Origin of the sequence: Paenibacillus gansuensis, from assembly GCF_042684925.1 — a bacterium.
Classification (GTDB): domain Bacteria; phylum Bacillota; class Bacilli; order Paenibacillales; family DY6; genus Paenibacillus_N; species Paenibacillus_N gansuensis.
Genome location: NZ_JBHUME010000007.1, coordinates 1 through 26,500, shown reverse-complemented (window position 1 = coordinate 26,500; position 26,500 = coordinate 1). Strand labels below are relative to the sequence as shown.

The 26,500-nt window shown below is 52.0% G+C and carries 23 protein-coding genes, 13 tRNA genes, 1 rRNA gene and 1 riboswitch; of the genes, 5 read left to right on the top strand and 32 right to left on the bottom strand.

From position 1 onward, the window contains the following. Nucleotides 1–55: 55 nt before the first annotated feature. The 5 genes from ACFSUF_RS07905 to ACFSUF_RS07885 form a co-directional block, all read right to left on the bottom strand. Nucleotides 56–1,438 carry a spore germination protein gene (locus ACFSUF_RS07905; RefSeq protein ID WP_377601834.1) on the bottom strand — a complete coding sequence of 461 codons (1,383 nt, stop codon included), beginning with the start codon at nt 1,436–1,438 and terminating at the stop codon, nt 56–58. A gap of 107 nt (nt 1,439–1,545) precedes the next feature. After that, nucleotides 1,546–2,376 (bottom strand): ABC transporter ATP-binding protein, encoded by an 831-nt coding sequence (locus ACFSUF_RS07900; RefSeq protein WP_377601832.1) that lies wholly within the window; start codon nt 2,374–2,376, stop codon nt 1,546–1,548. Next, complete coding sequence (locus ACFSUF_RS07895; RefSeq protein ID WP_377601830.1) at nt 2,369–3,148, bottom strand: ABC transporter permease; 780 nt, start codon at nt 3,146–3,148, stop codon at nt 2,369–2,371. Before ACFSUF_RS07895 ends, ACFSUF_RS07900 begins: the two co-directional genes overlap by 8 nt. Before the next feature lies 1 nt (nt 3,149). Then, nucleotides 3,150–3,440, bottom strand: a complete 291-nt coding sequence (locus ACFSUF_RS07890; RefSeq protein ID WP_377601828.1) for a thiamine-binding protein — start codon at nt 3,438–3,440, stop codon at nt 3,150–3,152. Between the two features lie 28 nt (nt 3,441–3,468). Continuing rightward, complete coding sequence (locus ACFSUF_RS07885) at nt 3,469–4,482, bottom strand: ABC transporter substrate-binding protein (protein ID WP_377601826.1); 1,014 nt, start codon at nt 4,480–4,482, stop codon at nt 3,469–3,471. Nucleotides 4,483–4,600: 118 nt separating this feature from the next. Continuing rightward, nucleotides 4,601–4,710: riboswitch (TPP riboswitch) on the bottom strand. 222 nt (nt 4,711–4,932) lie between these two features. On the opposite strand from ACFSUF_RS07885, the gene ACFSUF_RS07880 reads away from it, so the two are divergent. The 3 genes from ACFSUF_RS07880 (at nt 4,933) to ACFSUF_RS07870 (ending at nt 7,151) form a co-directional block, all read left to right on the top strand. Continuing rightward, nucleotides 4,933–5,163: a hypothetical protein gene (locus tag ACFSUF_RS07880; protein ID WP_377601825.1), complete on the top strand. Its 231-nt coding sequence runs from the start codon at nt 4,933–4,935 to the stop codon at nt 5,161–5,163. Between the two features lie 243 nt (nt 5,164–5,406). Then, complete coding sequence (gene asd / locus ACFSUF_RS07875; RefSeq protein WP_377601823.1) at nt 5,407–6,195, top strand: archaetidylserine decarboxylase; 789 nt, start codon at nt 5,407–5,409, stop codon at nt 6,193–6,195. Between the two features lie 230 nt (nt 6,196–6,425). After that, nucleotides 6,426–7,151 carry an ATP-binding cassette domain-containing protein gene (locus ACFSUF_RS07870; protein WP_377601821.1) on the top strand — a complete coding sequence of 242 codons (726 nt, stop codon included), beginning with the start codon at nt 6,426–6,428 and terminating at the stop codon, nt 7,149–7,151. Nucleotides 7,152–7,192: 41 nt separating this feature from the next. Here the strand turns inward: ACFSUF_RS07870 and ACFSUF_RS07865 are convergent, their stop codons facing one another. The 4 genes from ACFSUF_RS07865 to ACFSUF_RS07850 all read right to left on the bottom strand — a co-directional run bounded on the left by ACFSUF_RS07865 (nt 7,193) and on the right by ACFSUF_RS07850 (nt 11,394). Next, nucleotides 7,193–7,987, bottom strand: a complete 795-nt coding sequence (locus tag ACFSUF_RS07865; RefSeq protein ID WP_377601819.1) for a helix-turn-helix domain-containing protein — start codon at nt 7,985–7,987, stop codon at nt 7,193–7,195. Between the two features lie 24 nt (nt 7,988–8,011). Then, nucleotides 8,012–9,649, bottom strand: coding sequence for an aminotransferase-like domain-containing protein (locus tag ACFSUF_RS07860; RefSeq protein WP_377601817.1), 1,638 nt, complete (start codon nt 9,647–9,649; stop codon nt 8,012–8,014). Nucleotides 9,650–9,777: 128 nt separating this feature from the next. Next, a complete protein-coding gene (locus ACFSUF_RS07855; protein WP_377601815.1) occupies nt 9,778–10,614 on the bottom strand; it encodes a helix-turn-helix domain-containing protein in 837 nt (278 codons plus the stop codon). Nucleotides 10,615–10,644: 30 nt separating this feature from the next. Next, nucleotides 10,645–11,394, bottom strand: a complete 750-nt coding sequence (locus ACFSUF_RS07850; RefSeq protein ID WP_377601813.1) for a phytanoyl-CoA dioxygenase family protein — start codon at nt 11,392–11,394, stop codon at nt 10,645–10,647. A gap of 211 nt (nt 11,395–11,605) precedes the next feature. Between ACFSUF_RS07850 and ACFSUF_RS07845 the strand changes: the two genes are divergently transcribed. Both ACFSUF_RS07845 and ACFSUF_RS07840 read left to right on the top strand, forming a co-directional pair. After that, entirely contained in the window at nt 11,606–12,226 is a 621-nt protein-coding gene (locus ACFSUF_RS07845) for a pyridoxamine 5'-phosphate oxidase family protein (RefSeq protein ID WP_377601811.1), read from the top strand. 118 nt (nt 12,227–12,344) lie between these two features. Further along, nucleotides 12,345–13,640: an aminotransferase class I/II-fold pyridoxal phosphate-dependent enzyme gene (locus ACFSUF_RS07840; protein ID WP_377601809.1), complete on the top strand. Its 1,296-nt coding sequence runs from the start codon at nt 12,345–12,347 to the stop codon at nt 13,638–13,640. A gap of 558 nt (nt 13,641–14,198) precedes the next feature. Here the strand turns inward: ACFSUF_RS07840 and ptsP are convergent. The 23 genes from ptsP to rrf form a co-directional block, all read right to left on the bottom strand. After that, the gene (gene ptsP / locus ACFSUF_RS07835; protein WP_377601808.1) at nt 14,199–15,923 is read right to left on the bottom strand and encodes a phosphoenolpyruvate--protein phosphotransferase; all 1,725 of its coding nucleotides are present in this window, start codon (nt 15,921–15,923) and stop codon (nt 14,199–14,201) included. Beyond that, nucleotides 15,923–16,186, bottom strand: a complete 264-nt coding sequence (locus tag ACFSUF_RS07830) for a phosphocarrier protein HPr (protein ID WP_377603128.1) — start codon at nt 16,184–16,186, stop codon at nt 15,923–15,925. Before ACFSUF_RS07830 ends, ptsP begins: the two co-directional genes overlap by 1 nt. Before the next feature lie 15 nt (nt 16,187–16,201). Continuing rightward, nucleotides 16,202–18,295, bottom strand: a complete 2,094-nt coding sequence (ptsG, locus tag ACFSUF_RS07825; protein ID WP_377601806.1) for a glucose-specific PTS transporter subunit IIBC — start codon at nt 18,293–18,295, stop codon at nt 16,202–16,204. Nucleotides 18,296–18,405: 110 nt separating this feature from the next. Then, nucleotides 18,406–19,635, bottom strand: a complete 1,230-nt coding sequence (locus ACFSUF_RS07820) for an ABC transporter permease (protein ID WP_377601805.1) — start codon at nt 19,633–19,635, stop codon at nt 18,406–18,408. Further along, nucleotides 19,632–20,378 carry an ABC transporter ATP-binding protein gene (locus tag ACFSUF_RS07815; protein ID WP_377601803.1) on the bottom strand — a complete coding sequence of 249 codons (747 nt, stop codon included), beginning with the start codon at nt 20,376–20,378 and terminating at the stop codon, nt 19,632–19,634. The genes ACFSUF_RS07820 and ACFSUF_RS07815 overlap by 4 nt, the downstream gene beginning before the upstream one ends. A 112-nt stretch (nt 20,379–20,490) precedes the next feature. Beyond that, the gene (locus tag ACFSUF_RS07810; RefSeq protein ID WP_377601802.1) at nt 20,491–21,708 is read right to left on the bottom strand and encodes an S-layer homology domain-containing protein; all 1,218 of its coding nucleotides are present in this window, start codon (nt 21,706–21,708) and stop codon (nt 20,491–20,493) included. A 150-nt stretch (nt 21,709–21,858) separates the two neighbouring features. Beyond that, nucleotides 21,859–22,404, bottom strand: a complete 546-nt coding sequence (locus tag ACFSUF_RS07805; RefSeq protein WP_377601801.1) for a hypothetical protein — start codon at nt 22,402–22,404, stop codon at nt 21,859–21,861. Between the two features lie 79 nt (nt 22,405–22,483). Next, nucleotides 22,484–23,875, bottom strand: a complete 1,392-nt coding sequence (locus tag ACFSUF_RS07800; protein WP_377601800.1) for a DEAD/DEAH box helicase — start codon at nt 23,873–23,875, stop codon at nt 22,484–22,486. A 47-nt stretch (nt 23,876–23,922) separates the two neighbouring features. Continuing rightward, entirely contained in the window at nt 23,923–24,783 is an 861-nt protein-coding gene (locus ACFSUF_RS07795) for an MBL fold metallo-hydrolase (RefSeq protein ID WP_377601798.1), read from the bottom strand. A 113-nt stretch (nt 24,784–24,896) separates the two neighbouring features. Further along, a tRNA-Gly gene (locus ACFSUF_RS07790) sits at nt 24,897–24,970 on the bottom strand. Nucleotides 24,971–25,111: 141 nt separating this feature from the next. Then, nucleotides 25,112–25,185, bottom strand: a tRNA-Pro gene (locus ACFSUF_RS07785). A gap of 6 nt (nt 25,186–25,191) precedes the next feature. After that, nucleotides 25,192–25,266, bottom strand: a tRNA-Gly gene (locus ACFSUF_RS07780). A gap of 12 nt (nt 25,267–25,278) precedes the next feature. Beyond that, nucleotides 25,279–25,359: transfer RNA gene (locus ACFSUF_RS07775), tRNA-Leu, on the bottom strand. 11 nt (nt 25,360–25,370) lie between these two features. Continuing rightward, a tRNA-His gene (locus ACFSUF_RS07770) sits at nt 25,371–25,446 on the bottom strand. A gap of 67 nt (nt 25,447–25,513) precedes the next feature. Further along, nucleotides 25,514–25,590: transfer RNA gene (locus ACFSUF_RS07765), tRNA-Asp, on the bottom strand. Nucleotides 25,591–25,625: 35 nt separating this feature from the next. Next, nucleotides 25,626–25,699: transfer RNA gene (locus ACFSUF_RS07760), tRNA-Met, on the bottom strand. Between the two features lie 12 nt (nt 25,700–25,711). After that, nucleotides 25,712–25,786: transfer RNA gene (locus tag ACFSUF_RS07755), tRNA-Glu, on the bottom strand. A gap of 11 nt (nt 25,787–25,797) precedes the next feature. Beyond that, a tRNA-Ser gene (locus tag ACFSUF_RS07750) sits at nt 25,798–25,885 on the bottom strand. 7 nt (nt 25,886–25,892) lie between these two features. Further along, a tRNA-Met gene (locus ACFSUF_RS07745) sits at nt 25,893–25,969 on the bottom strand. Nucleotides 25,970–25,986: 17 nt separating this feature from the next. Then, nucleotides 25,987–26,072 (bottom strand) — tRNA-Ser (locus ACFSUF_RS07740). An 18-nt stretch (nt 26,073–26,090) separates the two neighbouring features. Beyond that, nucleotides 26,091–26,166, bottom strand: a tRNA-Asn gene (locus tag ACFSUF_RS07735). 6 nt (nt 26,167–26,172) lie between these two features. Next, nucleotides 26,173–26,248: transfer RNA gene (locus ACFSUF_RS07730), tRNA-Ala, on the bottom strand. Nucleotides 26,249–26,283: 35 nt separating this feature from the next. Beyond that, nucleotides 26,284–26,400 (bottom strand): 5S ribosomal RNA (gene rrf / locus ACFSUF_RS07725). Nucleotides 26,401–26,500 lie beyond the last annotated feature (100 nt).

Below are 26,500 nucleotides of genomic sequence, written 5' to 3'. Positions count from 1 at the left end.
TTTGATGTCCGCCCTCTTTTATATCGTATTCTTGGTTGTACTAGAAACCCTTACATTATTTCGGACGTTTTTTAAGCTTTCGAATCGGGCCTCTGATCACCGTATCCAGTATCGAATCACTAAACCCGTTGAAAAAGTAAGGAATCCCCATTGTGTTGATGCGGGCCAAATGCGTGATCAGAAGAAGGAAAGAAATCTCCAAACCGATCAGCCCGAACATGAAGGACAACCAGATGACCGGATAGGCCAAATACCTGGCAGCAGCGCTCATCTCATAGGAAGGAATGATAAAAGAGGCCACGGCCGTAAAAGCCACAACGATGACCATCATATTGGAAATCAAATTGGATTGAACGACAACCGTTCCAAGCACGATACCTCCGACGACACCGATCGTCTGGCCGATCGGGCTGGGAAGGCGAATGGTAGCTTCCCGAAGAATATCCAAAGTAATCAGCATGAAAATTGCCTCGAATATAGGAGGCATGGCGATATATTGCATCGAGCTCTGCAGCGTAAGCGCAATTTCAAATGGGAGGATTCGCGGATCGAAGGTAACTAGCGCAACGTAAGCACCGGGTAACCCGATGGCAAAAATAAAGCATAAGATCCGGAGAAAACGTAAAGCGCTGCCGAGCAGCCACCCCAGCTGATAATCTTCCGGGCTTTGAAAGAAAGCCCAAAAGGAAACCGGAAAGATAAGACAGTCCGGGGAGCCCTCCGTTAAGACGGCGATTTTTCCATCCATCAAATTAGCCCTGACCCGGTCCGGCCTTTCAGTGACCAGCATGCGCGGAAACAAAGAGAACTTCCGGTCCTGGATCAACTCCTGCAGAAACCCCGGTGCTTCTACGTAATCCAAATCAATATTTCCGATTCTTTTTTCAAATTCCGACAACATGTCTTTATCTGCTATGGAGTGCATAGAAAGGACTGCAACATTTGTATTGGACTGCCGGCCCAGCTTATATGTCTTTACGACCAGATCCGGGGTAGCAATGAGTTTCCTCATCAAGTTTAAATTTGTCTGCAAATTCTCTATTAGAGCTTGATTGGATCCGCGCAAAACCCGCTCGTTTACCGGGATGTTGATCGACCGCTCTTTATCCAGAGCTGTTTTCAGCAAGTATAACCGGGCTTGGCCTTCGATTTGAACCACAGTTTTACCTTCCACAAGCGCTGTCGCTGCTTCCGAAATCAGTACCGTTTCACCGTAATCAAGAACAGTGACGGCTTCCCGGATGCCCGCAAAGGAATGGCTCAACAGCGGCCGTATTACATGTTCCTGGATGATGGCCGGGTCAATCATAGAATCCATATAAAACAGACGGATGCGGCGTTCGCCGACAAGGAGGTCACTGGTTTTAAAATCTGTGCTTTCCGACAAGGAGGCCTTCAGCAGCTTCTCGTTTGTATCTAGAAATGAAGAGGAATTCATAAGAAGAGCACCTCACCGCATGCAGGGTTTTCCTTATTTTTCCCAATGCAATGATTCCTATTCTTTCGCCGGCGCCTATCATCCCTTATATGCAAAAAACACCCCTTCTAAGAAGAGGTGCCGTCAGGCTGGCGGTCTGGTTTTAACAGTTCATAAATCGTCCGGCGCAGCTCGGTAAATTCGGGTAAAAGCTTAACTGCATCGGTTCGGGGCCTTGCAAAAGGAACTTGAATTTCCCGGATCACAGCGGCAGGCTTTGACGACAAAATGAAGATCCGGTCCGACAGCAGCAGCGCTTCCTCGATCGAGTGCGTGACGAACAGTACCGAGCGTCCGCTGCCTTCCCACATGGACAGCAGCCAATGCTGCATTTCTTCGCGTGTCAACGCGTCCAGCGCGCCAAAGGGCTCATCCAGGCACAGCAGTTCCTGAGGGCTGAGCAGTGCCCGAAGGAAAGCGGCCCGCTGCTGCATCCCCCCGGACAGCACATGCGGATAAGCGTCTGCATAAGCTTCAAGCCCGATTCTGCGCAGTCCCTCCATCGCCTCCGCTTTGGCGCCCGCATGGATTGTTCCTTCCACTTCCTGAACAAGCAGAATATTCTGCAGCACCGTGCGCCAGGGCAGCAGCGTATTGTTCTGCGGCATATAACTGATCAGTCCGCGCCGTCCCGTTACATCAACACCGTCCATATGCACGGTGCCGCTGTCCGGCTGAAGCACGCCTCCGATAATATGAAACAGCGTACTTTTGCCGCTGCCCGAAGGCCCGATTACAGACACGAACTCCCCATCCTCTACCTGCAGGGTCAGATTCTTAAGGACAGGAGGCGGAGATACTTCCCTTTTTCTATTGGGGCGGAATCTCCTCCTCCAGCCGGAAGCCCCGGCTTCCGCCGGAAACGTCAGTGTAATTCCGTTCACTTCCAGCTTACTCATGAACTTTCCCCCTTCCGCCTTTCCGGTTCCACGGTATCAAATAACGTTCCAGCACTTGAACCAGGCCGAATAACAACAAGCTTAAGGCCACAATGACGCCGATCGCCACGAATACCCGGTCCGCCCGGTACGAAGAGGAGGCCAGCGTCATATATACCCCGATCCCTTTTTCCGCGCCAAGCCACTCCGCGATCACCGCTCCTGTAATGCTATAGGTTGCCGAAATCCGCAGACCTGAGAATAGGGCGGGAAGGGCGCCGGGAAACTCCAGCTTGCGGAAAATCTGCAATCTCGAACTTCCGATCATCTGCAGATACTGCAGCATAGTCCGGTCAGCCTGAGCGAACCCGCCAAGGGCGGCGATCAATACCGGAAAGAAGCAGACCAGCACAATAATGACCAGCTTTGGCATTATGCCGAAACCCAGCCACAGCACAAGCAATGGGGCAAGCACAATGCTCGGCACACTTTGGGATAAGATGAGAAAGGGCTGTGCCAGTTCCCTGAGCAGGGGAAACAGATGCAGCAGCACGGCGCAGAGAAGTCCCATTGCGACACTCAAGGCAAAGCCGCCTGCCGCCAGCATCGCTGTAGATTGGCTGTGCATCCACACGCGGTCCGCCGAGACGAACGCCTCCTTGGCGACCTGCCAAGGACTGGGGAGCAGCCACTCCGATATGGCAAAGACCGAGGTCGCCGCCTGCCAGATCAGCAGAAATGCGGCGATCCCGGCCAGGGCGGACCATAAAGGCCGATTGCGGTGTCCGTTCATGTTATCTGTATTTCTCCGTCAACTTGTCCATGGATGCTCCGTCCGGCTTATGCAGGATTTTGATCTGCGAAATGATGCTCGGACATTCTGCTTCCACCATCGCATCGTTCATGTCCTTTACAATGTCCAGCAGCTGCGGAAGTTCGCCTTCCATCGTCGTTTCCAGCGCATTCACCTGATGCTTTACGCCGGAACGCTGAATGATTTCAATCGCACGGTCCACATAAGGAATCACGTCGCCGCCCCCGGGAACGCTCGGTATGATTTGTATACTTAACAGCGTAGTAGCCATAGTAGGATTCATCTCCTTAAGTTATCTATTATTTTGAAGGCAAGAAGTCATTGGTAAACGCGGATTCCGCATCAAGCTGCTTCTCCATCAGCTTGTTCTCATACATCCATTCCGCATAGCCCTTCCACACTTCCAGCTTCTGCTCGCCCCATCGGGGAGCGTCGTCCTGATATTTCGGGCTCAGCCATTTCTGGGAAGCCCGGACAAGGTCCGCGTTCAAATCCGGAACGGCCTTGATCAGCAGCTCGGCAGCCTCGGAAGGATGATCTATCGCATACTGATATCCCTTCGCGGTCGCCGCCATAAATGTTTTGACAAGTTCGGACTGTTCTTTGACATGCTTCTCGTTTGTGATGAGAACCGGTGTATAGTAATCCAGTTTCTTCGAATACTTGTTCAAATAAACCATATCGATCTTTTCTCCGCGGAGCTCCGCTTCCACACCGGTCCATGCATAATAGATCCAGGCAAAATCTATATCTTTCTTGGTCATGGTAAAAAAGTCAGCATCGCCCGCGTTCACGATTTTTACTTTCTTCACATCGGCATTCTCCGTGCGCATCAAAGAGTCGATCACCGCTTCTTCTGCTGGAGAACCCCAGCCTCCGTAAGTTTTGCCTTCAAAATCCTTCGGCGTCTTGATGTTCAGCGCAGCCGGAGCGGCAAAGCCTGAGGTGTTATGCTGTATGACAGCCGCCAGCGAAACGATGGGCACATTCTGCATCCGCGCCAGCGTCACGCCTTCCTGATAGCTTACCCCGAAGTCTGCGCTGCCCGTGGCAACCATCTGATCGGCGCCGCTCTGGCCCGGCTGAATGATCTCCACATTTAATCCCAGCTCTTTATAGTAACCTAAGTCCCGGGCCGCATAGAGTCCGGTGTGATTCGTGTTAGGCGTCCAGTCGAGCACCACTTTTACATCGGTAAGCTTAGCCGGAGCCGCAGCATTGCCCGTCTCCTCTTTCTTCGCTGTGCCGCATCCCGCAAGCAGCAAAGCTGCAGCCACGAGAATTGCAGATGTTTGCCGCATCCATTTGTTCATAACCTTCATCTCCCCATATATGTTTGTTGATCATGGAAATGAGAGATTCGCCCGCTCAGACAACAAAAAAGACCCCAAGGATCTCCATCTGCGGTCTAATAGGACGGTACGCCAAACGGCGGTGTACCGTGAAATTCTCTCCGCTGGCATTATCCAGTTCAGATTGACGGTCAGCGGCAGGCGGCCGCACTCTCAGCCCGACTTCATCGAGCTCCCGTATTTCCATATTCAGTTCGTTACAAGGATACAATGAAACGGTGTACCCGTCAATCCCGTGCTAAGAGTAAAGTATATTCTCATTTACAAAAACTTCATTGTAGAAATCTGACATTCTACTAACAAACAGTTACCAATACCAAACTTTTGTGTTACATTATAATTTAGAAATATATAGAAAATATTAGGAGATGGACGACAGACCTCATTTTCATTTAGGTCAGGAGCGTGTTCATGGACGTATTGAAGCAGATTAAATCCGATTTGCTGAAAGTGACGACTGAATTAATTTCTCCCTGCAGCTATTGTACTCTCATCTCTACTGATCCCGAATCCAAAGCTCCCATCCAGTGCACCAAGTTTTCCGGGTCCTCGTATCCGATTAACGTCAATGCTGCTGCCTGCCTTTCGTGCAGAGAATATGAGAAACCGCAGAGCCGTTCTCATCCGCGCCATGCCTCTTAGATAGTAGTTCCATAGAAATATGCTGCTAAGAATGAAGGCCTATGCAGGCCTTTTTTTCTTTGCCTTGCCATGGTTTTCAGGTCTGCGGGCGGATGCTTTCCGGCACGGTATCCATTGATTTGTCCCTGAAATTATGTCAAGATGAGATAAACCTCTGTAGAGGTCAAACCCCTTATATTTATGCATTTTCATGTGGTAAGTAAATAGATGGATTGAAAGAGAAGGAACAGGTGAACGAAGACCATGATGAAATCTGCAATGCGAATGTTAACCGAACTCTCTTCGCGCAAGTTTATTTCCAGAATCACCGGTTCATTTGCCGCCTCGCGTGCCAGCCGGAAACTGATTCCCCGCTTCGCTAAAATTTACGGTATCCGCCTGGAAGACGCGGAGAAAGCCGTCCATGAATATCAATCGCTGAATGAATTTTTTACGCGCCGTCTGAAGCCGGGACTCCGGCCGATTACTGAAGATACATCCGCATTGGTCAGCCCGGTCGACGCGCTGATTACCGGAATGGGAGCCATTCAGGACGGTACGATCCTGAATGTGAAGGGGCAGGATTATACGCTCGAAGAGCTGCTCCACTACTCACCTAGACAAGAAAACTACAAGCACGGCTTCTACTATGTGCTTTACCTGAGCCCGACGGATTATCATCGGATCCATACGCCGGTTGGCGGCGAGATCGTAGAAACGGAACACATTCCCGGCAAAGTATATCCGGTGAATGATTTCGGCCTGAGGCACATGCCCCGGGTGCTGAGCCGCAATGAGAGGCTGATCTCGTATATCCGGCATGCAGGCGGCGAAGTAGCGGTAGTCAAGGTCGGTGCCATGAACGTCAGCAGCATTAAATTTACCGATGAGACTGTGAAATCATTACACAAGGGCCAGGAATTAGCCTACTTCCAGTTCGGATCAACCGTCGTGTTATTGATGGAAGACGATACGTTTGCCCCAAGGGAAGATCTCAAGGTAGGAAGCAGAGTGAATATGGGTGAGGCACTAGGTTTACTGCTTGCTGACTAACTGAATTGTCGGATGGGAGAACGGCCTTAGGGCCGTTTGTTTTTTTTCCGGCGAGTCCCACTCTGCCGCATCTCCGACGGATCAGTTGTGAAAGAAACTATCCGCATACGCATTCAGGGCATCTCTTCACGAATAGGCGGCCCGGTTGTCCCAACCCGGTCGGTACATGCTATAATGAGTACATCTAAACTGTAAGCGTAACCGTTTTGGTTCCGAGGGAGAATGATTCGATGATAATCCGTAACTTGACGAAAGAGATCCAGCATCAGCCGATACTTACCAAAATCAGCCTTGAAATTAATGAAGGTGAATTCGTTGCGGTGTTAGGCGCCAGCGGGAGCGGTAAAACTACCTTTTTAAAGTGCCTTGCACTCCGTGAAGCTTGGGACGAGGGGCAATACATTTATGAAGGGAAGGATATTTCGAAGGCCGGCTGGCTCGAAAAACTGAAGCTGAACAAACACTGGGCGTTTTTGGAAGAGAAAGCCGATGTACAGCCGAGGAAAAGCGCTTTGAAGAACGTCCTGCGCGGAAGGCTGTTCCATACTCCTATTTGGCGGCTAATGACCGGCAGGGTATCCACTGAAGAATATGCTAACGCTATGGATTATTTGGAGAATGTCGGGCTGCTGGATAAAGCGTCCATGGCTGCCGAAAAGCTCAGCGGCGGAGAAAGGCAGCGGATTGCGCTGGCAAGGGGATTTGTGCAGCGGGCTAAGGTTATTTTTGCCGACGAGCCCATCTCGGGGATTGATCCCGCCGGAGCGGAAAGAGTCATGCAGGATTTCAGATACGTCTGCCAACGCGACAAAGCTACCGTCATCTGCACGATGCACAACGCCGAGTTCGCGCAGCGCTATGCAAGCCGTATTCTGGGCCTAGCGGGCGGCAAAATCGTAGTGGACGTCACCGGCCGGCCGCTCACGCAGCGGGAGAAGAGCCTGATTTTTGAGTAGCATATCCCCCTAATCGCGGGGCCGATACCTTTAAAAAGCCCTTACCGGATCTCGGAAGGGCTTTTCCCCGTATATTGCTTGAACTGGCGGCTGAAGAAGAAAATATCCCGGTACCCGAGCGCGTCCGCCACTTCCGTCACGTTCATTCCCGCATGATGCAGCAGATGCTCCGCGCGTTCGATCCGGGTTTTGATCATATAATTTTGGACCGAATGGCCGATAATCTCTTTAAATTTGATCGAAAAATAACGCGGCGAAAGGCCGGCCCGTGCGGCAAGCTCCTCCACCCTATGGGATATCCCCGGATTTTGCCGCACATAATTCGCCACCTCATGGATGACCTCCGTCAACTGGTTGCTGTATTTCTTGGTTTCCCCGAGTTCCTGGCGGTCCTCCCGGAGCAGGTGAATCATCATTTGCTTCAAGATCAGCTTCGCTTCTTCCTCGGCTGCGAACGTCTCCACCAGAAACAGGCGCACATAACGTGCCAGTAAATATTCGAAATCCAGTGTCTCCCTCATCACCCGGTAACGTTCCGGAATTTGCATCAGCTCTTCGTTCCCGTCCACGCCAAAATGAATATAAGTAAGTACCAGCGGCTTCTGAGGGTTATGCGTCGCATGGGTAAAGTCGCCGGGGCGAAACAGGAAGCAGCTCCCTTTGCCGACCGCGTATGGCCTGTCGTTCAGCACGACTTCCCCCTCACCGCTCCACACGTAGAATAGATCATAGTTTTCAAAAGGTTTCTCCCGTTTCAGCCATTTCCAGGACGGTTCACACACAATTTTGGCAAAGGCAGGCTTCAGCCTGAAGGCATCGGGCAAAACGTGCAGCACAATCATCGCTCCTCAACATCTGTCTCAACTGTTCATCTGCTTCCATATGCCGGCTAACCTTTCTACACCCCGCTCCATTTCGCTCTCCGTCAGGTGAGCGAACCCGAGGCAGGCCGCCGGACGGGCCTCCAGAAAATCATAGGAGGAAGCATCGGTCCATTCAGCTCCCGCTTGGACACAAGCGTTCCTATACGTATTATACAAGCTGGTTTCGCCTTTCCACCAGCCAAACATATGCAGCCCCGCATCCGACTTCACCCAGTCGAAAGCTCCGTTAAGCCTGCTGCGCAGCAGGCCGGACAGCAGCTGCGCCTTCCGGCCGTAATGCCGCGTCATCCGCCGCAGATGACGCTCATAGCCGCCGCTGTTCATGAACGCGGCGAGCGCGCGCTGTTCCACAGCCGCACTCGGATGCGGCTCGAACAGCGCCTTGGCCTGCACTGCCGCGCGCACCAGGCTGCGCGGCAGCAAAGCGTAGCCGATGCGCACCTCCGGCAGCATCGTCTTGGTGAACGTGCCGACGTAGATGACGCGTCCGGCACGGTCCATGCCCTTGAGCGGTGTAAGCGGCCGCCCGGCCCAGCGGAACTCGCTGTCGTAATCGTCTTCGACGATGACGGCACCGCGGCGTTCCGCCCAGGCCAGCAGCGCCTGCCGCCGCTCCAGGGGCAGCACCGCACCCGTCGGGTACTGGCGCGCGGCGCCGGTGAAGAGCACGCGGGCCGGCCAGTCCTCCGGGGCCAGCCCCTGCCCGTCCACCCGGGCGAACAGCGGCACCGCGCCGGCCGCCTCTACGGCCCGGAGCGTTCCCGGGTAGCCCGGGTTCTCGAGCACGGCGGGCTCGCCCGGGTCCAGCAGCAGCAGGGCGAGCATAGCCAGTGCCTGTGAGGAGCCGCTGTACACGACGATGTCTGCGGCCTCGGCGTCGATGCCCCGGGCGCGGCGCAGGTACTGGGCGATTCCCTCACGCAGCGGCAGATGTCCCTGCGCTCCATCAGACCCTCGCCGCCCTGTCCGGCTGGACCGCCGGACCTCCCGGCTCACAAGCCGGCTCCACTCTTGCGCCGGAAACATGGATAGATCGGGCTCCCCCAAATGGAAGCTCACCCGCTCCCCGGCAACCTCTGCCGCAGTGCTCACGGAGGAATCTGCGCGTTCGCGCACTTCCCCGGCGAGCCCACTGTCCCCGCCGCGTTTCCTGCCTGCCTTTCCTTGTGCGGCTCCTTGCACCGCTCCAGGCTTCCCTTCAGCTGCAGAGCCATTTGCGTTCTTCCGAGCCGCTCCTCCCGCGGTCCGGATGCCCGGCGCGGGCCTCATCAGCTGATTCCTATCCCATCCCGTTACCCTGTTTGCCCAAGCAGACAGCTTCGGCGGTTCTCCCGGCTCCTGTCCCGTCGCATCTTCCTGCCGGACACGATATAAAACATACGTGCCGCTTCCTCTCTCAGCGGCCGCATACCCTTCCGAGATCAGCATGTCGTACGCCCGGTTTACGCTGCCCCGGGACAGCCCATACCTGGCTGACAGCTCTCTGCTTGACGGCAGCTTCGTACCGTAAGCAAGTCTTCCTTGCAGCATCGCATCTTTCAAGGCCTCGTACAAAGCCAGATAGGCATAGCGGAACTTCTCCCTGTAAGCGTCCATGGGCAGCATTACGTCCATAGTCCCGAAGCCTCCTCTACACGCCTAGTTCCGTTCTTTCATGTCTCTCTATTATAAATCTTGAAGAGCGAAAACTACAAACACGCCAAAAAGGCCCCCGAAGGAACCTGCCTGAATCCATTGCAGTTTTATTCACCATTGAGCTGCTGCCTGCCGGAGTCTTTGCCTTCCCACGACGCCGCGCGGATCGCTGACGGCGTGAGCCCGGTCCGCTGTTTCACACTTCTTGCAAAATGATAAGACGTCTGAAACCCGCACCGCTCCGCAATTTCGGAGATGGACAATCCCGTATAGGCCAGCATTTCCTGCGCTTTCAAAACCCTGTAATTCCACAAAAACTTCATCGGCGTCACCTGCTCGTACCGTTGAAACAAGCGGACCAGATGTTCCGGAGAGACGCCCCCTGCTTCGGCCATCGCCCGCAAGGTCCAGCTTTCCGCGTAGCTGTTCTGAATTTCCCGTTTGACAGCCGCTACGGATGGATGAGCTTCCAGCTTGGCACGGATACGCTGCTGTTCGGCCGCAAACAGCTCTAACGCGCTGATCCCGAGAGCCTTTAACGTTTCATAAGCCGGCTCGCCTTCCCCCTGCAGGGAAAGCATCACATCGGTTAATCGGTTCAATTCCTCTGAAATAGGCACATTCCAGGGGAGCTTTTCCAATAACCGTTTTTGCTCTGCCCCTCCGGGTTCCAATTCGATGGAAATCCAACGGTGCCACGTGCTCTGCTCCTCTGCAAAATAAAACATTTCATGATGCCCCGGCTTCAGCAGTATCACGGTTCCCGGCTGGACTTGACGGGCTTCGCCGTCCACCTGGATGTTCAGCATCCCTGTATGCAAGAGCACCAGTTGAATATCCTGCTGGACCCTCGGACCGTAACGCCCGCCAGGGGGATAGACGATGGAACCTGCCCAAACGGATCGTACGGCAGGAAATAAGGCAGCGGCTGCCCCTCTTTCCATCACATCTCCCCCTTTAAAGCTATTTTTACTCTAGTACAATGGGTATTTCTCCCTCAAATCTTCCCTCAACGTAACAGCGGAATCTTCACGAATGTAGTGGCAGACATAGGATCTTCTCCAGCGGTCTTTGCTGCGGTTGCGGTTGGAAGAGTGAATCAGCAGCTCATGAAAAAACAGAATATCTCCCTTTTCCATAATGACCGGAATCTGCTTAGTAAGGTCTATGCCTTCCGTTTCGTCCGTCCACGGCTCGTGCTCATCAAGATTCTTCACTGCACCATGCGGCAGCAGCCCGAGTTTGTGCGTTCCCGGAATGACCCACAAGCAGCCGTTTTCTTCGTCCACTTGATCTTCCATGGCGGTCCAGGCTGCAACCATGGTCATCGGATCATTTTTGATGTAATAATAGTCCTGGTGCGCGGCTTGGCCTGGAGAACCCGGTTCTTTATAAAAATACATGCTTTGCACGCAGACCGCTTCCTTGCCCATCAACTGTGCGAGTGCCCCGCGAATGACAGGCAGCTTCATCAGCTGTCTGGAGAAACTGTCGTGCTGATGCGGGTTGAACAGTCTCAAAGTGAATCGGGATTCTTCATTAGTACGCGCCCAGTCCTGCATTTGCTCCAGCGGAACTGCCCGCAGCTCATAGATGTGTCTATTAAAGGCATCGATCAGGTCGGAACTGCATCCCTTTTTGATCAGAATATACCCATCTCTTTCATATTGAGCAAGCTGTTCATCATTCAAAGGCTTCAGCAAAGGATTCTGTACTGTTAACATTGTATACGACTCCCTTTCATGGGGCAAGTTGTTTACTACATCTTCACTATAGTGGGAGAGCAGTCCTCCGGCAATGCTTCTGGCTATCCACTTTGTGTCTGAAATTGATTTCCTTCCTTTTTTTAAAGTGGTATATATTTTTTTACCATTTGTGGATCTTTTCTAACTCCACTTTTCTGACTATGCTTAATACCAAAAGGAGAGGTGAACCATGCGCAGAAAAGAGTTTACTATAGAAGACCAGGCGGAACTGGAGGAGTTTTTGACGGAGGAAAGCTTCGGATATTTGGCTACGGCCGGTGTGGACGGGCTTCCGAACATCAAGCCGTTGAATTTTGTATATACGGAAGGAGCGGTTTATTTTCACGGCAGCCGCGGCGGAGAAAAAATGAAAGACCTGAAGCGGAACAACAGCGCTACCTTTGCCGTTGCGAGGGAGTTTGCCCTCATTCCTTCCTACTTTACGGATGATACATTTGCCTGTCCGGCTACGGCCTTTTTCAAGTCGGTGCAGATGCGGGGAACGATCGAAGTTGTCGAGGACCTCGAAGAAAAAGCGCGGGCCTTCACTGCTTTCATGGGTAAGCTCCAGCCGGAGGGCGGCTTTCGGCCTTTCGATCACGTAGACCCTGACTACATCCCGCGCTTAAAAGGGGTAGCGCTTCTGAAATTGAATCCTGATGAAATTTCGGCTAAATTCAAATTTGGCCAAAATATGCGCGAAGCAGATCGGGACAACATTATGACAGGGCTGGAGCAGCGCGATCGGCCGCTCGATGAGGAAACGGTTCGCCTTATGAAGAAGTATTGTCCCGCTCACAAGGAGAATTGATGTTTTGTAATGACTGGATTGGGCTAAAGTGGTATAATAGCACACAAAACTTGGCTAACGGCTGCCGCTTGCGCGGCGTCGCCGATCCACTCATTTATTTTCCGGAAGGATGGACAGGATGAACGCTTTAGTACAGCAGTTGAATGAAACAATCAAACGTGAAAACCGCAATGTCTACGACATGCTTTCTGCTTTGGGCAAACAGATTTATTTTCCGAAAGAGGGCATTCTGAGTCAGTCGGCGGAAGCAAAGGCGAAAGCGAAGAAGTTTAATGCAACCATCGGGATCGCTCTGGAGAATGGCGAGCCGATGCATTTGCCGTTGATTCAAGATACGCTGTCGGCCTATGCGCCGAAGGATCTTTATGAATATGCACCCCCGGCGGGCAAACCCGAGCTGCGTTCGGCCTGGCGTTCCAAAATGCTGAAGGAAAACCCTTCGCTGCAAGGCCGCAGCTATGGCAATCCGATTGTTACCAATGCGCTGACCCATGGCTTAAGCATCGTGGCCGACTTGTTTGCGGACGCGGGGGATGCGGTTATTTTTCCGGATAAAAATTGGGAAAATTACGAGTTGACCTTCGGGATTCGCCGCGGCGCCGAGATTGTGAATTTCCCGCTGTACGACGACGCCGGCCAATTTAATGCGGACGGGCTGCGCGAAGCGATTCTGTCCCGGAAAGAGCAAGGCAAAGCGATTGTCGTTCTGAACTTCCCGAACAATCCGACAGGCTACACGCCTGACGCGGAAGAAGGCCGCCGTATTGTAGAGGCGATCCGCGCCGGTGCGGAAGCAGGCATCAACATTGTTGCCGTGACGGATGACGCTTACTTCGGCCTGTTCTTCGAGGATTCATTGCAGGAATCGTTGTTCGGCCAACTGGCAGAACTGCATCCAAGAGTTCTGGCAGTGAAAGTGGACGGGGCTACGAAGGAAGAGTTCGTTTGGGGCTTCCGTGTAGGATTCATCACGTACGCTTCGGAAAGCGACGCTTTACTGAGTGCATTGGAGCAAAAGACGATGGGCATCATCCGCGCCACCATTTCCAGCGGAGCTCATCCGTCTCAGACGTTCGTGCTGCATGCACTGCAATCGCCGGAATTCGAGAAGCAGAAACAGGAGAAATTCGAGATCATGAAGGGCCGTGCCAACCGTGTGAAGCAGCTGCTGGACAGCGGGAAATACGGGGATGTATGGAGTTATTACCCGTTCAACTCCGGGTACTTTATGTGCCTCAAGCTGAGAACGACCGACGCCGAAACACTGCGCGTCCACCTGCTGAACCAATACGGCATCGGCACCATCGCTCTAGGCGAGACCGATCTCCGTATCGCCTTCTCCTGTATCGAAGAAAGGGACTTGGAAGAACTGTACGACACCATCTACCAGGCTGTCCTCGATTTGCAGAAATAGCCTGAATAAATGAAGGCTGCCCTTCTATTTTGAGGGGCAGCCTTTTTGCGGTTCTATCATACTGGAAATGGTTCAGCATTCAACCGGTGACTCTGTTAATGATACGTCATATCACTAACCATGTCAGTGCCCGCTGCTAGTGATACCTCATATCACTAACCATATCGTGCCCACTGCTAGTGTTACCTCATATCATTAACTCTCCACCAGACGCCGAATTCCCACCATTATGCCTGAGTTTGCGCGAGCTAGTGATACGTCATATCACTAACCATGTCCGTACCCACCGCTAGTGATACCTCATATCATTAACTCTCCCCCAGACGCCGAATTCCCACCATTATACCTAAGTTTGTGCGAGTTAGTGATACGTCATATCACTAACCATGTCAACGCCTGCTGTTAGTGATACCTCATATCATTAACTCTCCCCCAGACCTATTGCCACCGAAAGGCCGGAGTTTGTGCGCGTTAGTAAAACCTCATATCACTAACCACGTTAACCCCCCTGCTAGTGATACTCATATCACTAACAAGGGGCACCAACAGCTCATTACTCTACTTCTTCACCGCCAGCGCGTGGTTCACCAACTCCACGACCTCCTCAGCCGTGTCGAAGTTCAGTGCCTCGGCAGCCAGTGCTTCGCAGTCCGCCTTGGAGAGGCTGCGCAGCAAGGTGCGTGCGCGTAGGATCGAACTGGCGCTCATGCTGAACTCGTCGAGGCCCATGCCCAGCAGCAGAGGTATCGCCGTGGGGTCGCCGGCCATTTCACCGCACATCCCCGCCCACTTCCCTTCGGCATGGGCCGCGTCGATGACCTGCTTCACCATCCGCAGAATGGCCGGGTTATACGGCTGATACAAGTAGGAAATCCGCTCATTCAAGCGGTCCGCCGCCAAAGTGTACTGGATCAGGTCGTTCGTGCCGATGGAGAAAAAATCGGCCTCTTTGGCAAACCGGTCCGCCAACACCGCGGTGGACGGAATCTCTACCATAATGCCGATCTGAATCGTTTCGGATATGGCGGTACCGCCATCCATGAGCTTCTGTTTCTCTTCCAGCAGCACTTCTTTGGCTTCCCGGAACTCGCCCAGCGTCGCAATCATAGGGAACATGATTTTCAAGTTCCCCTGAACACTTGAGCGGAGCAATGCCCGCAGCTGTGTCCGGAACAAATCCTTCCGGTCCAGGCATAAACGGATCGCGCGATAGCCGAGAAACGGATTGGCTTCTTTGGGCAGCTGCAAATACGGCAGTTCCTTGTCGCCCCCGATGTCCAGCGTCCTCACGACAACAGGCTTTCCTTCCATCTGCCTTAACACTGAAGAATAAGCCTCGTACTGCTCCTCTTCTGTCGGCATCGTATCCCGGCCCATATAAAGAAATTCTGTCCGGTACAGCCCAATGCCTTCTCCGCCGTGTTCCTTCACACCGGCTACATCCTTCGGAGTCCCGATATTCGCTCCGATTTCCACCCGGTGCCCGTCTGCAGAAATAGACGGCTGATCCTTCGCTTTCAGCCATTCTTCCCTCAGTCGGGCATATTCTTCCTGCTTCCCCCGGAACTCCCGTATTTCCTCTTCGGAAGGGTCCACAATGACCTGGCCGGAAGTGCCGTCCACAATGACCATCATCCCGGCCTCCGCCTGGGTTGTCACCGATTTGGTCCCGACCACCGCGGGAATTTCAAGCGACCTGGCCATAATCGCAGAATGCGATGTACGCCCGCCTATGTCGGTCACAAATCCCTTAACAAACGTCCGGTTCAGCTGTGCCGTATCGGACGGAGTCAAATCCTCGGCTATCAGCACTACCTCTTCTGAGATCGAAGCCAAATCCGCCGTCTGCACACCCATTAGATGGGACAGCACCCGTTTCGTCACATCCCGGATATCTGCCGCACGTTCTTTTATATAATCCGATTCCATAGTGAGAAAAAAATTAATGGTTGCGTCGCTAACTTCCTGCAGCGCAAACTCTGCATTCACCTTCTCCGATTCGATCTTGCCGATCGCCTCATCCACGAATTCAGGATCTTCCAGCACAAGCAGGTGGGAGGCGAAGATTTCCGCCTTATCTTCGCCTAGCTGCTGCTCCGTCCTATCTCGAATCGCCTCAAGCTCCCGTGTCGATTTCTCGACCGCCTCCCGGAAACGCCGAACCTCCGCATCCGGATCCTGCACGCTTCCCCGTTTTATGGTCAGATCAGGGTGCTCCAGACGAAACACCTTGGCGATAGCAATCCCGTTAGAAGCCCCGATCCCCATAATGGTCGCCGACATTACGCTCCTAACCCTTCCTTCGTCATGGTCTCCGCAATGCCTTCCAGCGCCTCGGCAGCCTGTTCTCCCTCAGCCGTAAACTTGATGACCGCCCCCTGTTGTATCCCAAGCTTCACCACTGCAAGGAATGATTTCAAGCTAACGGTTTTGCCGTTGTATTCCAACTGTACGTCCGCATTATATTTTTTGGCCGTGTTTACAAGAGCAGTGGCCGGCCGTGCGTGAAAACCGTCTTCGTTCGTTACCGTAAACGTTTTTTCCATCATCGACACTCCTTTTTATCTAATCTCAATAATGCCGGTCGCCCCATGGGACAGCTCCCCGGTTTTCAATAGAGCCAAGGTTTGTCCTTCTTGCAGGTCCGTAAATACGATCGGGGTAATAACAGACTCCGCATGTTCTTTAACATACGCCAAATCCACCGTCATCAGATGCTGCCCTAACGTTACCCTGTCGCCTTCCGCGATATGTGGATGAAAGCCTTCTCCCTTGAGTTTCACCGTGTTTACGCCAAAATGGATCAATACCTCCTTGCCCCCGACTGACCGCAAAATGATTGCATGCTTCGTCGGAAACACATTTTCGACTACGCCATTGACCGGGGAGTAGATCTCGCCGGATTTCGGCACTATGGCGAAGCCTTCGCCCATCATTTTGTCCGCAAAAGTCGGATCCGGCACTTTGGAGATGTCGACCAGTTCCCCGTCAAGGGGCATGGCAAACGGATCGACTCCTCCCTTCTGTAAAGGAACGGTGCGTTGTTCAATAGCGACCGCCGCGGCTTTAGCTTGAAAAGGATCCACATCCGGAACCGGTTTCCGGCCCGCCATGACATCCTGAATTTGAGATTTCAATGTATCCGACCGTGTGCCAAAAATCGCCTGAACGTTATCCCCTACCTGAAGCACACCTGACGCGCCAAGCTCCTTTAACCTTGTTTTGTCCACACTGCCGCTGTCTTTGACCTGTACCCTTAGCCGGGTAATACAGGCATCCAGGTTTGAGATATTAGAGGTCCCGCCCAATGCCGTCAAAATATTCCGCGGTAAATCCTCAGCAGACGAAGCTGCCGCTTTTTTCTGTCCGGTCCCCCCCTTCTTTCCTGCCGGAGGAGCCGCTGTATCTGCAGCCATTTCCTCACGGCCCGGGGTGGCCAAGTTCCATTTACGGATCGCAAACCGGAACCCGAAATAATAGATGACCGCAAATACGAGCCCCACTGGGATGACCAGCCACCACTGGGTCCGGTTCGGCAGCACCCCGAACAGCAGGAAGTCAATAACGCCACCGGAAAAGGTCATCCCGATTTTCACGCCCAGCATGTGCATGATCATAAACGAGAGGCCTGCAAATATCGCATGAATTCCGAACAGAACCGGAGCTACGAACAAGAACGAAAACTCCAGCGGCTCGGTAATCCCTGTCAGGAAAGAAGTTAATGCGGCAGAGCCCATGATGCCTGCGACCATTTTTTTATGCTCCGGCCGCGCTTCATGGTACATTGCCAGAGCAGCAGCAGGAAGGCCGAACATCATAAAAGGGAATTTCCCCGTCATAAACGTGCCTGCTGTAAACGGAACGCCGTCTTTCAGCTGTTCGAAAAAGATTTTCTGGTCCCCTCGCACCAGTTGTCCTGCTTTGTTCGTATACTCCCCGAATTCAAACCAGAACGGGGAATAGAAAATATGATGAAGCCCGAACGGAATGAGCGATCTTTCGATAATCCCGAAGATGAGAGCCGCCAGTGTCCGGTTTGCATCGATCATGCTGTGCGAGAAATAATTTAAAAACTGCTGAATCGGAGGCCAGACAATGGTCATCACAATTCCGAGTATCAGCGCACTGGCCGCCGTGATGATCGGTACAAACCTTTTGCCCGCAAAAAAACCGAGATAAGAAGGCAGCTCGATCCGGAAAAACCGGTTATACAAAAACGCCGCCATTAACCCGACGATAATTCCTCCGAAAACCCCTGTCTGCAGTGTATTGATACCGAGTACGTTCGCGTAGGAGAAATCCGTCTCCGCCATCTTGGGAGTCACGCGCATAATGACACTCATGACTACATTCATTACAAGGAACCCGATAATGGCTGCCAGACCGGCAACGCCTTCCCCGCCTGCAAGACCAACCGCTACACCGACGGCAAATAATAACGCCAAATTGGCAAAAACGATACCGCCTGCCTGTTCCAGTAAATTCGCGAACAACGCCACGTTATCACCGGCAAGCCAGGGAAGCCGTTCTACCAAGGCTCCGTTTTGCAACGCATTTCCAATCGCCAGCAGAATACCTGCCGCAGGCAGAATCGCTACCGGAAGCATAAGCGCCTTACCGACGCTTTGCAGCACGCCGAATATTTTTTTGAACATAGGGGCCCCTCCTCATCTTGATTACCAAAGTTATCTATACTTAGTAGTTACCAAAGTGGGACCAAATCATGTTTACAATGAAAAAACCCTTGCCGGAAGGCAAGGGCTTTTCACCGTTCAAAATAGTCCTCCGCAGACCATTTCCGGATCAACCGTTTGTTATATAGCAGAGGGAATCCGATGCAGAGTATGACGCAGAAACACAGGCTGGGCAAGGACTGGCTGGTAAACAGAACTGTAAGCAGCAACACGCCTGCGGAAGCCGTATGGGCTCTTAAGACGGTTTTTGCCATCGCCCCGGTTTTATATTCCGGCTGCAGCGGATAAATATGGGTCCAGAACACAAAACGGTGATGTTGATCCAAGGCGGAAAGCTGGACTCCTGCTAACCACAAAGCCGCTGCTGTAAAACCTGCCTGCGCCCACGGCCCCCGAAACAACAGCAGGCCAACCGCACCGATTAAGGTGATCCGGATCACAATGGAAGACAGTTCCGTCCGCGTGATGGTTTTCGTATACAAGTAGTAGAACGTGTTGCGGGGCTCAAACGGGATCCTCCCCGTCCAGCCCTCCAGCCAACGCCTCCGGGACAGCCTCACAGGAAGCTCGCTTACATCCGTAAACCAGCTGAAAAACCGGAAGTATGCCCCCCGATGCCGCTGTTCCCTGTTAATCAGCTCCGACCAATGCAATTTGTACCGGCGGAAGAATCTCAATCCTGCCATATATACGGCCCATACGAGGACGATAAAGAGCAGCGCCTGAGGTCCGGTATAGGCAAGAAGCACATAAAGAGCTGCTGCATTGCAAATCAGTCGGACCCCTTGGTACAGCTTACGGCTAAGGGGCTCAGCTATATTGACTTCCGCCCAGCTCCCGAGCAAATTGACACTTTTTACAGCAAGCAAAACCACCCAAATGTAGTAGAAGGAATGCTCAGGTAAGTCAGCAGACCGGCTGTACATTGGAAACAGGACACCCCACACAACGGAAATCTGCACCCATTGGATAACCGCGCTTCTAAGCAGACAGGACCGGATATACTCGTCCATCTTCCATTCCAGCGGGAGAAGATACACAGAATCTGCTGCCGCCATGTAGGTACGTACCGGGCTGACTTGCAGTACAGGGAGTAGAAGAGCCAAACAAACCCACAACACCGGGAAGGTACTCGGCATCCCCTTTAAAAAACCTGCATACACAATCGAACAGACAACGAGCAGCATAATAACAAAACCGGGAAATCCGCTGCGCAGCACATAGGACCAGTAGGGAAACGTTTCCTTACGGAAGCCGGCTCTCCGACGCTGCAGCAGCTTGTTCATATCCGCCTTCATCATGCAGTGGGACCGTCCTTAACGAGAGCGTAAAAAGCATCCTCCAGCGGCTGACCCGGACATCCCGCCTGCTCTGTAATCTGTTCCAGTGTGCCGGTCGCCGCCATGCGCCCTTTATGCAGCACAACATAGCTGTCACAATATTTTTCGATGGTTGCAAGAATATGGGAGCTCATTAATATGGCCGCGCCTTCTTCCTTCATGGATACCATTAAATCAAGCAGCGAGCGGATCCCCAACGGGTCGAGCCCTAGAAAGGGTTCGTCAATGATATACAAGGCGGGTTCCACCATAAAAGCGTTCATAATCATCATTTTCTGACGCATGCCTTTGGACAGATGCTGGGAAAACCCGTTCAGCTTCTCTTCCATCTGGAATTCACGCACCAGCTTGGTCCTTCTGCTTTCATATGCTTCCTTCGAAAGTCCGTAAGCCATGGCCGTCAGCTCCAAATGCTCCCGAACGGTCAACTCATCATACATCAAAGGAGATTCGGGAACGTAAGCCAGGGCCGAACGGTATTGCTGCGGATCTTCCGATAATTGTTTTCCATTCACTCTGATGCTTCCCTTGTGAGCTTGAAGCAGTCCTAGAATATGTTTGATGGTCGTACTTTTCCCGGCGCCGTTCAATCCGATTAAGCCTACCATTTCGCCTGGCTTTACCTGAAAGTCGATGTTATGTAAGACCGGCCTTCCTACGCTATAGCCTCCGGTCAGTTGTGATACCGATAAAATCGCGTCCATAAGTTCACCTCCCTTCTATTATAACGAACGGCCTGCCAATAACGCAAAACAACCCCTCCCTGCCTTCCGGCAAAAAGGGGCTGTTCCTATTTAAGTTTACCAATTCCTATTATTATTGAATTTCAATCGTTTGGACCACTTGATTCTCGCCCTTAACGATGACGACTTGATCTTTCTGGAGCTTGGAAACATCACCTTTGATTACTACATTCGAAGCAACGTTGTAGGTGACGATCTGATCAGCGCCGTTCACGTTCTTGATCAGAGTGATCGTGGACAAACGAAGTTCAGCATTCATTGTTGTGTAGCTGATTTTGCCTACATCCACGAAAGGAACCTTGACCGGTGCCGGTTCAGCTTCTTTTCTCACTTCCATGTAGACCACTACGTTGTTAAAAGAACGAGCCAGCACTAGATCCCCTGCAACCAGAGCGTTTACGCCGACTCTCACGTTATTGCGGAAAATAAACGCGTTCGGATCCACGATCAGCGCGGTGGAAGTACCATCTTTCTTCTTGATCGTAACAATGTTGTTGGAAATTCCGGTAACCGTTCCGGTGACAGCGGTCTTATCTTCCTTATCCGGAAGCTGTTCATCTGTGCGGCCCAGCAGCGCGGCCAGCTCTGCACGGGTTACCGGCTGGTTCGGACGGAACGTCCGGTCGTCATATCCGGCAATCAGTTTCTTTTCCAAGGCGACTGCAACATAGCCTACGGAACCTGCAGGAATTTTATCAGCATCTTTAAAATCAAGCTTGGTGTTCATTTTAGCTTTGGCTTCCCCGTCTAATTTGAGGGCTTTCACCAGTAGGGTAGTTGCCCATAAACGGTCGGCCGGTCTTTCAGGTTGCACTGCCGTCTCCGTCTCGCTGAAGAGGTCATTCTCCACTGCTACGGCAATATAGCCGACAGCCCAAGGGAATTTCTCTTCAATTTTTTTGGCATCGGTGAAATTCAGCTTCGTTGCTTTTTCTTCCGCGGACTCCGCTTTGTCTTTCAGCCCCATTAGCCGTACCGCTGCGGTAATTGCTTCGGCCCGTGTCACTTTTTTCTGAGGAAGGAAGTTTCCTTTCCCGTCTCCGCTAAACACATCTTTGGACGCCAGGCCCATAATATATTGCAAAGCCCACTGCAGCTGCTTTTCGTCAATGTCTTTGAATTGAATAGTTACATTCGATTTGGCTTGTACACCCGGTTTGTGGTCGTCATGGCCTTTCCCCTTGCCCTTGCCGTGATCATCCTTCGCAAAAGCCGCCGCAGGACCGCCTACAGCTAACGCCAGCGCCAACGCCGATACCGTCAATACCTTGAATCTGCTCTTCTTTTCCATCTAAATCCCTCTCCCTAATCGGATTTCAGTTCCTGTTGTTTGAAAGATAATCTTTGTGAAATGAGAAGAACCTTCGCGAAGTTCTGCTTTCACTTATACATTCGCCCAGGACAATCCTAATTGGGGGGGTGATGAAAAAATATTTCTCGGCTACAGCAAACTAAACCTGAATTTTACACGGACCGACTTGGCTTCAAATGTTACTTTGGAGATGCTGAAGCCTAGTGGCAGCTGGTCTCCAATCGGAATAACAACAGGCTGTAAACCCGCTTGTGCTGCCGTTACTTTGGCTCGTTTCACCTGAACTTCTACCGGTTCCGCGATCAGGTTCGGGTTGTCCCATGTTAAACGGTACACCGCTGTTGCGCCGACAGGCACCCGGCCGGCATACAATACATTTACATCCACATCCATCCGTTCGCCGTTCAAGCGTCCTTGCGCACCGGTTATTTCCCAATGTTCCGATAGAAAATTGTTCGCAGCGAGCCATTCCTTCAAAGCCTGATTGAGCTCCTCTTCCGTAAAAGCAGTCTCAAGCTTTCTGCTGCTGATCATCTCCAGAACCTTATTTTCGATAGCCAGCGGCTTATATTCCAAGTCTAACGGCTGTTCAGGGCGGACGTACCACAGCATCCCCAAGCCGGCGGAAACGATCAAAACACATACGAGCAAAAGGCTAACGGCCGCTTTCTTCATTCCGATTCTCCTTTCTAAGCAGATAAAGGCAGCTTTCCTTTCGGAAGCTGCCTTTGTTGCCACATAACAACCGTTCAGATTACTCTTGCGGACGCTTGGCTTTCAGCCACTTGGGAGCACCTTTATTTTTACGGTCGCGTTCCCGATCCGCTTTGCGCTTTGGAGGCTGCGTTCTGTTTGTATATTCAGAACGTACTGCCTGCATCCCGGTCCGTCCTTCAAGCGCATCGGCTGTATCCGCACCAAATTCCTTAAGGGTATTGATTGGACGAGCACTTTCCGAGATCCGGACTTTGCTTTGGGGAGATTTCCGCCTTACCTCTGTACGCGGTCTTGTACCTGGCTCAATCAAATTCCCTTGGAACATGTCTTTTTCCGGAATGTCAATGTTCAGCTGTTTGGAGAACTTCGATATGATAAAACGTTCTTTCGGCGTAATAATGGAAATGGCTGTTCCCGCGCGACCCATTCTGCCGGTCCGTCCCACCCTGTGAACATAATGATCGGCATCTACAGGAGGATCCAAGTTGATAACATGGGTGACGCCTTTAATGTCCAATCCTCTGGCAGCCACATCCGTTGCGAGCAGCAGCTGAAACTTTCCTTCGCGGAACTGCTGCAGCACTCGGGCACGTTCTTGCTTATCCGCTTCCCCATAGATCGCTTCAATGGATAAACCGACATAACGCATCTTCTCCAGCACTTCGGCAAGCGCGTTGATCTCATTGACAAACACAATGGCCATCTGGGGATTGAACATCCTGACAATTCTGCGCAGATGGTCAATCTTCTCCCGTTCCTCACAAACAAAGTATAGATGCTCCAGAGTTTCCGCAGTACGTTGTGTAGGTTCGATTGAAATTCGCACAGGTTCCTTCATCCATCTGGCAGCTACATCTTCAATGGCATGAGGGATGGTCGCCGAAAAGAAAACGATTTGCCGGTCCCTCAAGGCGCTCTTAAAGATGCCTTCTACTTCATCGATGCTGCCCAGATCAAAAACTTGGTCTACTTCGTCCACTACAATCGTCTTCACTACATGCATTTTCAGTTTACGGACTTTGATCAGCTCCAAAATTCGCCCCGGTGTTCCGACGATCAGCTGAGGGTGCTGCTTCAATTTTTCAATCTGCCTTTGGACGGAGACGCCCCCAATCAGCGCTTGTGCCCCGATCTCCTGATTGGGGTGGAGCATCTCCACTTCCCTTAATATCTGCATACCCAACTCACGCGTAGGTACGAGAATTAAAGCCTGCAGTTCTTTCCGCCCGCGGTCTATCCGCTGCAGCAATGGCAGCAGGTAAGCAAGCGTTTTTCCTGTTCCGGTCTGGGACTGAGCTATAACATCCTTGCCCGAAGCAACCGCAGGAATGGCCTGCTCCTGTATGTAACTTGGTGTAACGATTTCCTGTTGTTCCAAAATAGCAGTGTACTCTTCCGAAACCGAAAGAGCGGTAAACGTTGTACTCATCTACTGATTCCTCTTTTCCTTGCCGGCTCTATAAATTCTAAACGGACTTACAGCCTAGAGCTCAAATGCAGCATGCGTTCTCCGGGCACAAACATTTTAAAAGGCTGATCCGGATACGCACGGTGCAAATAATCCACAAAATAAGCAGGATTGTCCGTATTAAAAGCAAATAAATCATAATGCATAGGAACGACCAGATCTGCCCCGATTTCTTCCGTCAAATCAGCTGCTTCCCTAAAGGTCATGTTCCCTGCGAGATTCTGATTGTTCCTTCTAAAGTCATGCCCGTTGATGGGCAGGCATGCTACTTCGATCCGCAGCGGTTTGAGCTGCTCAATCAGTTCCGGGAAAATCACCGTATCCCCTGCATGGTACAAAACCAGTCCATCCCAATCAAATACATATCCCAAAAATTTATGATGGCCCTTCTCATCCTGTTCAAATTGTTCATGCATACAGGCAACCGGTGTTACCTCAAGCCCCTCGGCCTTTATAGGTTCTGCTGCATAAGCCAAAATCATCCGCTCCGGTGAGATGCCCAAATCCGTTAAATTTTGCTTAAAAGGGGCGGGTACAACAAACCGGGCGCCCGGAGATCCCTCCGCTATTCCCTTAATACTTACAGGATCCAAGTGATCCGCATGCTCGTGCGTGATGAATACATAGTCTGCATTCGTTACCTGGTTTGGCTCTACGGGCGTAGGAAAGCTTCGGGGAGCACCGCCGTACATTTCGTCAATGGAGTTGCTTAAATATGGATCAATGTACACGATAAGGCCGCCTCGTTTAAACACCATGCTTTCCTGCCCCAGATGCCACATAGCCATGCCGTCTGAAGGCACTTCTGTTCGGTTTATCTGATCAATCAATTCGGTACCGGTTTTGACATGTTTATAAAAAGTAGACATTAGGCCAATCCCTCCTAGGAAAATGCTCGTTCAGAATGTCACCTGTAAAATTACCACCGAAAAGCAATAAAAAAACAGCCAGAACCAAGATTCCGGCTGTCTGTTCGTATGTATGGAGCGGGTGATGGGAATCGAACCCACGCTACCAGCTTGGAAGGCCGGAGTTCTACCATTGAACTACACCCGCGCAATCATCAGTAGAGATACTTTACCATATCTCCAAAGTAAAATCAAGGAAACAGCAATCGATACTCCGCCAATATACAAAAAAACACCTTCCTGCAATTCCTTGCAAGCGATGTAATTTCGAGAAAGATTAACCTTTAAATCGGGACGACACGATTTGAACATGCGACCCCCTGGTCCCAAACCAGGTGCTCTACCAAGCTGAGCTACGTCCCGTAAAGATGGAGCGGAAGACGGGAATCGAACCCGCGACCCTCGCCTTGGCAAGGCGATGCTCTACCGCTGAGCCACTTCCGCGTAAGAAATAAGTGCGCGTGGAGGGACTTGAACCCCCACGTCAAAGACGCTAGATCCTAAGTCTAGTGCGTCTGCCAATTCCGCCACACGCGCATGAAAGTAAATGGGGCGATCGATGGGACTTGAACCCACGAATGCCGGAGCCACAGACCGGTGCGTTAACCCCTTCGCCACGACCGCCATAATATCATGAAATTTAAATGATTGTCAAGCATCGATTCAGAAGTTGATTATCCTAGAGGATAAATGGCGGAGCCGACGGGATTCGAACCCGCGGTCTCCTGCGTGACAGGCAGGCATGTTAGGCCTCTACACCACGGCTCCACACTTTACTTCTGGTTCTTTGCTATGTAAAGCAATTGCGGGGGCAGGATTTGAACCTGCGGCCTTCGGGTTATGAGCCCGACGAGCTACCGAGCTGCTCCACCCCGCGACGGTATATTGATGGTGACCCGTAGGGGATTCGAACCCCTGTTACCTCCGTGAAAGGGAGGTGTCTTAACCCCTTGACCAACGGGCCTTACTCAAGAACGGAGAGAGAGGGATTCGAACCCTCGCACCACTTACGCAGTCTAACCCCTTAGCAGAGGGTCCCCTTGAGCCACTTGGGTATCTCTCCAAATAATTGGTAGCGGCGGAGGGGATCGAACCCCCGACCTTACGGGTATGAACCGTACGCTCTAGCCAGCTGAGCTACACCGCCAAGAAGAATGTTACTGACGGAGAGGGTGGGATTCGAACCCACGTGGACTTGCGCCCTAACGGTTTTCAAGACCGCCCCGTTATGACCACTTCGGTACCTCTCCGTATCTGTTTCAAAGAAATGGCTCCCCGAACAGGACTCGAACCTGTGACAACTCGATTAACAGTCGAGTGCTCTACCAACTGAGCTATCAGGGAACATCATGGTGGAGCCAAGCGGGATCGAACCGCTGACCTCCTGCTTGCAAGGCAGGCGCTCTCCCAGCTGAGCTATGGCCCCATGAAAAAGCCCACTTACTTTAGGAAGTGGGTTCCGCTTGGCAACGTCCTACTCTCCCAGGACCCTGCGGTCCAAGTACCATCGGCGCTGAAAGGCTTAACGGTCGTGTTCGAGATGGGTACGCGTGGTTCCCTTTCGCCATTGTTACCAAACGGTTTTAAGTTTTCGTTAGAAAACTCTGTTTTCAGGATTTGCACCCTGAAAACTGGATGTGAAGTAAAGTGTAAGTCTGCGCAGACTCTGTTCATTCAG

Coding starts and splice junctions, on each gene's coding strand:
- ACFSUF_RS07905 (WP_377601834.1), bottom strand. CDS start 1,438: ATGAATTCCTCTTCATTTCTAGATACAAACGAGAAGCTGCTGAAGGCC.
- ACFSUF_RS07900 (WP_377601832.1), bottom strand. CDS start 2,376: ATGAGTAAGCTGGAAGTGAACGGAATTACACTGACGTTTCCGGCGGAA.
- ACFSUF_RS07895 (WP_377601830.1), bottom strand. CDS start 3,148: ATGAACGGACACCGCAATCGGCCTTTATGGTCCGCCCTGGCCGGGATC.
- ACFSUF_RS07890 (WP_377601828.1), bottom strand. CDS start 3,440: ATGGCTACTACGCTGTTAAGTATACAAATCATACCGAGCGTTCCCGGG.
- ACFSUF_RS07885 (WP_377601826.1), bottom strand. CDS start 4,482: ATGAACAAATGGATGCGGCAAACATCTGCAATTCTCGTGGCTGCAGCT.
- ACFSUF_RS07880 (WP_377601825.1), top strand. CDS start 4,933: ATGGACGTATTGAAGCAGATTAAATCCGATTTGCTGAAAGTGACGACT.
- asd (WP_377601823.1), top strand. CDS start 5,407: ATGATGAAATCTGCAATGCGAATGTTAACCGAACTCTCTTCGCGCAAG.
- ACFSUF_RS07870 (WP_377601821.1), top strand. CDS start 6,426: ATGATAATCCGTAACTTGACGAAAGAGATCCAGCATCAGCCGATACTT.
- ACFSUF_RS07860 (WP_377601817.1), bottom strand. CDS start 9,649: ATGGACGTAATGCTGCCCATGGACGCTTACAGGGAGAAGTTCCGCTAT.
- ACFSUF_RS07855 (WP_377601815.1), bottom strand. CDS start 10,614: ATGGAAAGAGGGGCAGCCGCTGCCTTATTTCCTGCCGTACGATCCGTT.
- ACFSUF_RS07850 (WP_377601813.1), bottom strand. CDS start 11,394: ATGTTAACAGTACAGAATCCTTTGCTGAAGCCTTTGAATGATGAACAG.
- ACFSUF_RS07845 (WP_377601811.1), top strand. CDS start 11,606: ATGCGCAGAAAAGAGTTTACTATAGAAGACCAGGCGGAACTGGAGGAG.
- ACFSUF_RS07840 (WP_377601809.1), top strand. CDS start 12,345: ATGAACGCTTTAGTACAGCAGTTGAATGAAACAATCAAACGTGAAAAC.
- ptsP (WP_377601808.1), bottom strand. CDS start 15,923: ATGTCGGCGACCATTATGGGGATCGGGGCTTCTAACGGGATTGCTATC.
- ACFSUF_RS07830 (WP_377603128.1), bottom strand. CDS start 16,186: ATGGAAAAAACGTTTACGGTAACGAACGAAGACGGTTTTCACGCACGG.
- ptsG (WP_377601806.1), bottom strand. CDS start 18,295: ATGTTCAAAAAAATATTCGGCGTGCTGCAAAGCGTCGGTAAGGCGCTT.
- ACFSUF_RS07820 (WP_377601805.1), bottom strand. CDS start 19,635: ATGATGAAGGCGGATATGAACAAGCTGCTGCAGCGTCGGAGAGCCGGC.
- ACFSUF_RS07815 (WP_377601803.1), bottom strand. CDS start 20,378: ATGGACGCGATTTTATCGGTATCACAACTGACCGGAGGCTATAGCGTA.
- ACFSUF_RS07810 (WP_377601802.1), bottom strand. CDS start 21,708: ATGGAAAAGAAGAGCAGATTCAAGGTATTGACGGTATCGGCGTTGGCG.
- ACFSUF_RS07805 (WP_377601801.1), bottom strand. CDS start 22,404: ATGAAGAAAGCGGCCGTTAGCCTTTTGCTCGTATGTGTTTTGATCGTT.
- ACFSUF_RS07800 (WP_377601800.1), bottom strand. CDS start 23,875: ATGAGTACAACGTTTACCGCTCTTTCGGTTTCGGAAGAGTACACTGCT.
- ACFSUF_RS07795 (WP_377601798.1), bottom strand. CDS start 24,783: ATGTCTACTTTTTATAAACATGTCAAAACCGGTACCGAATTGATTGAT.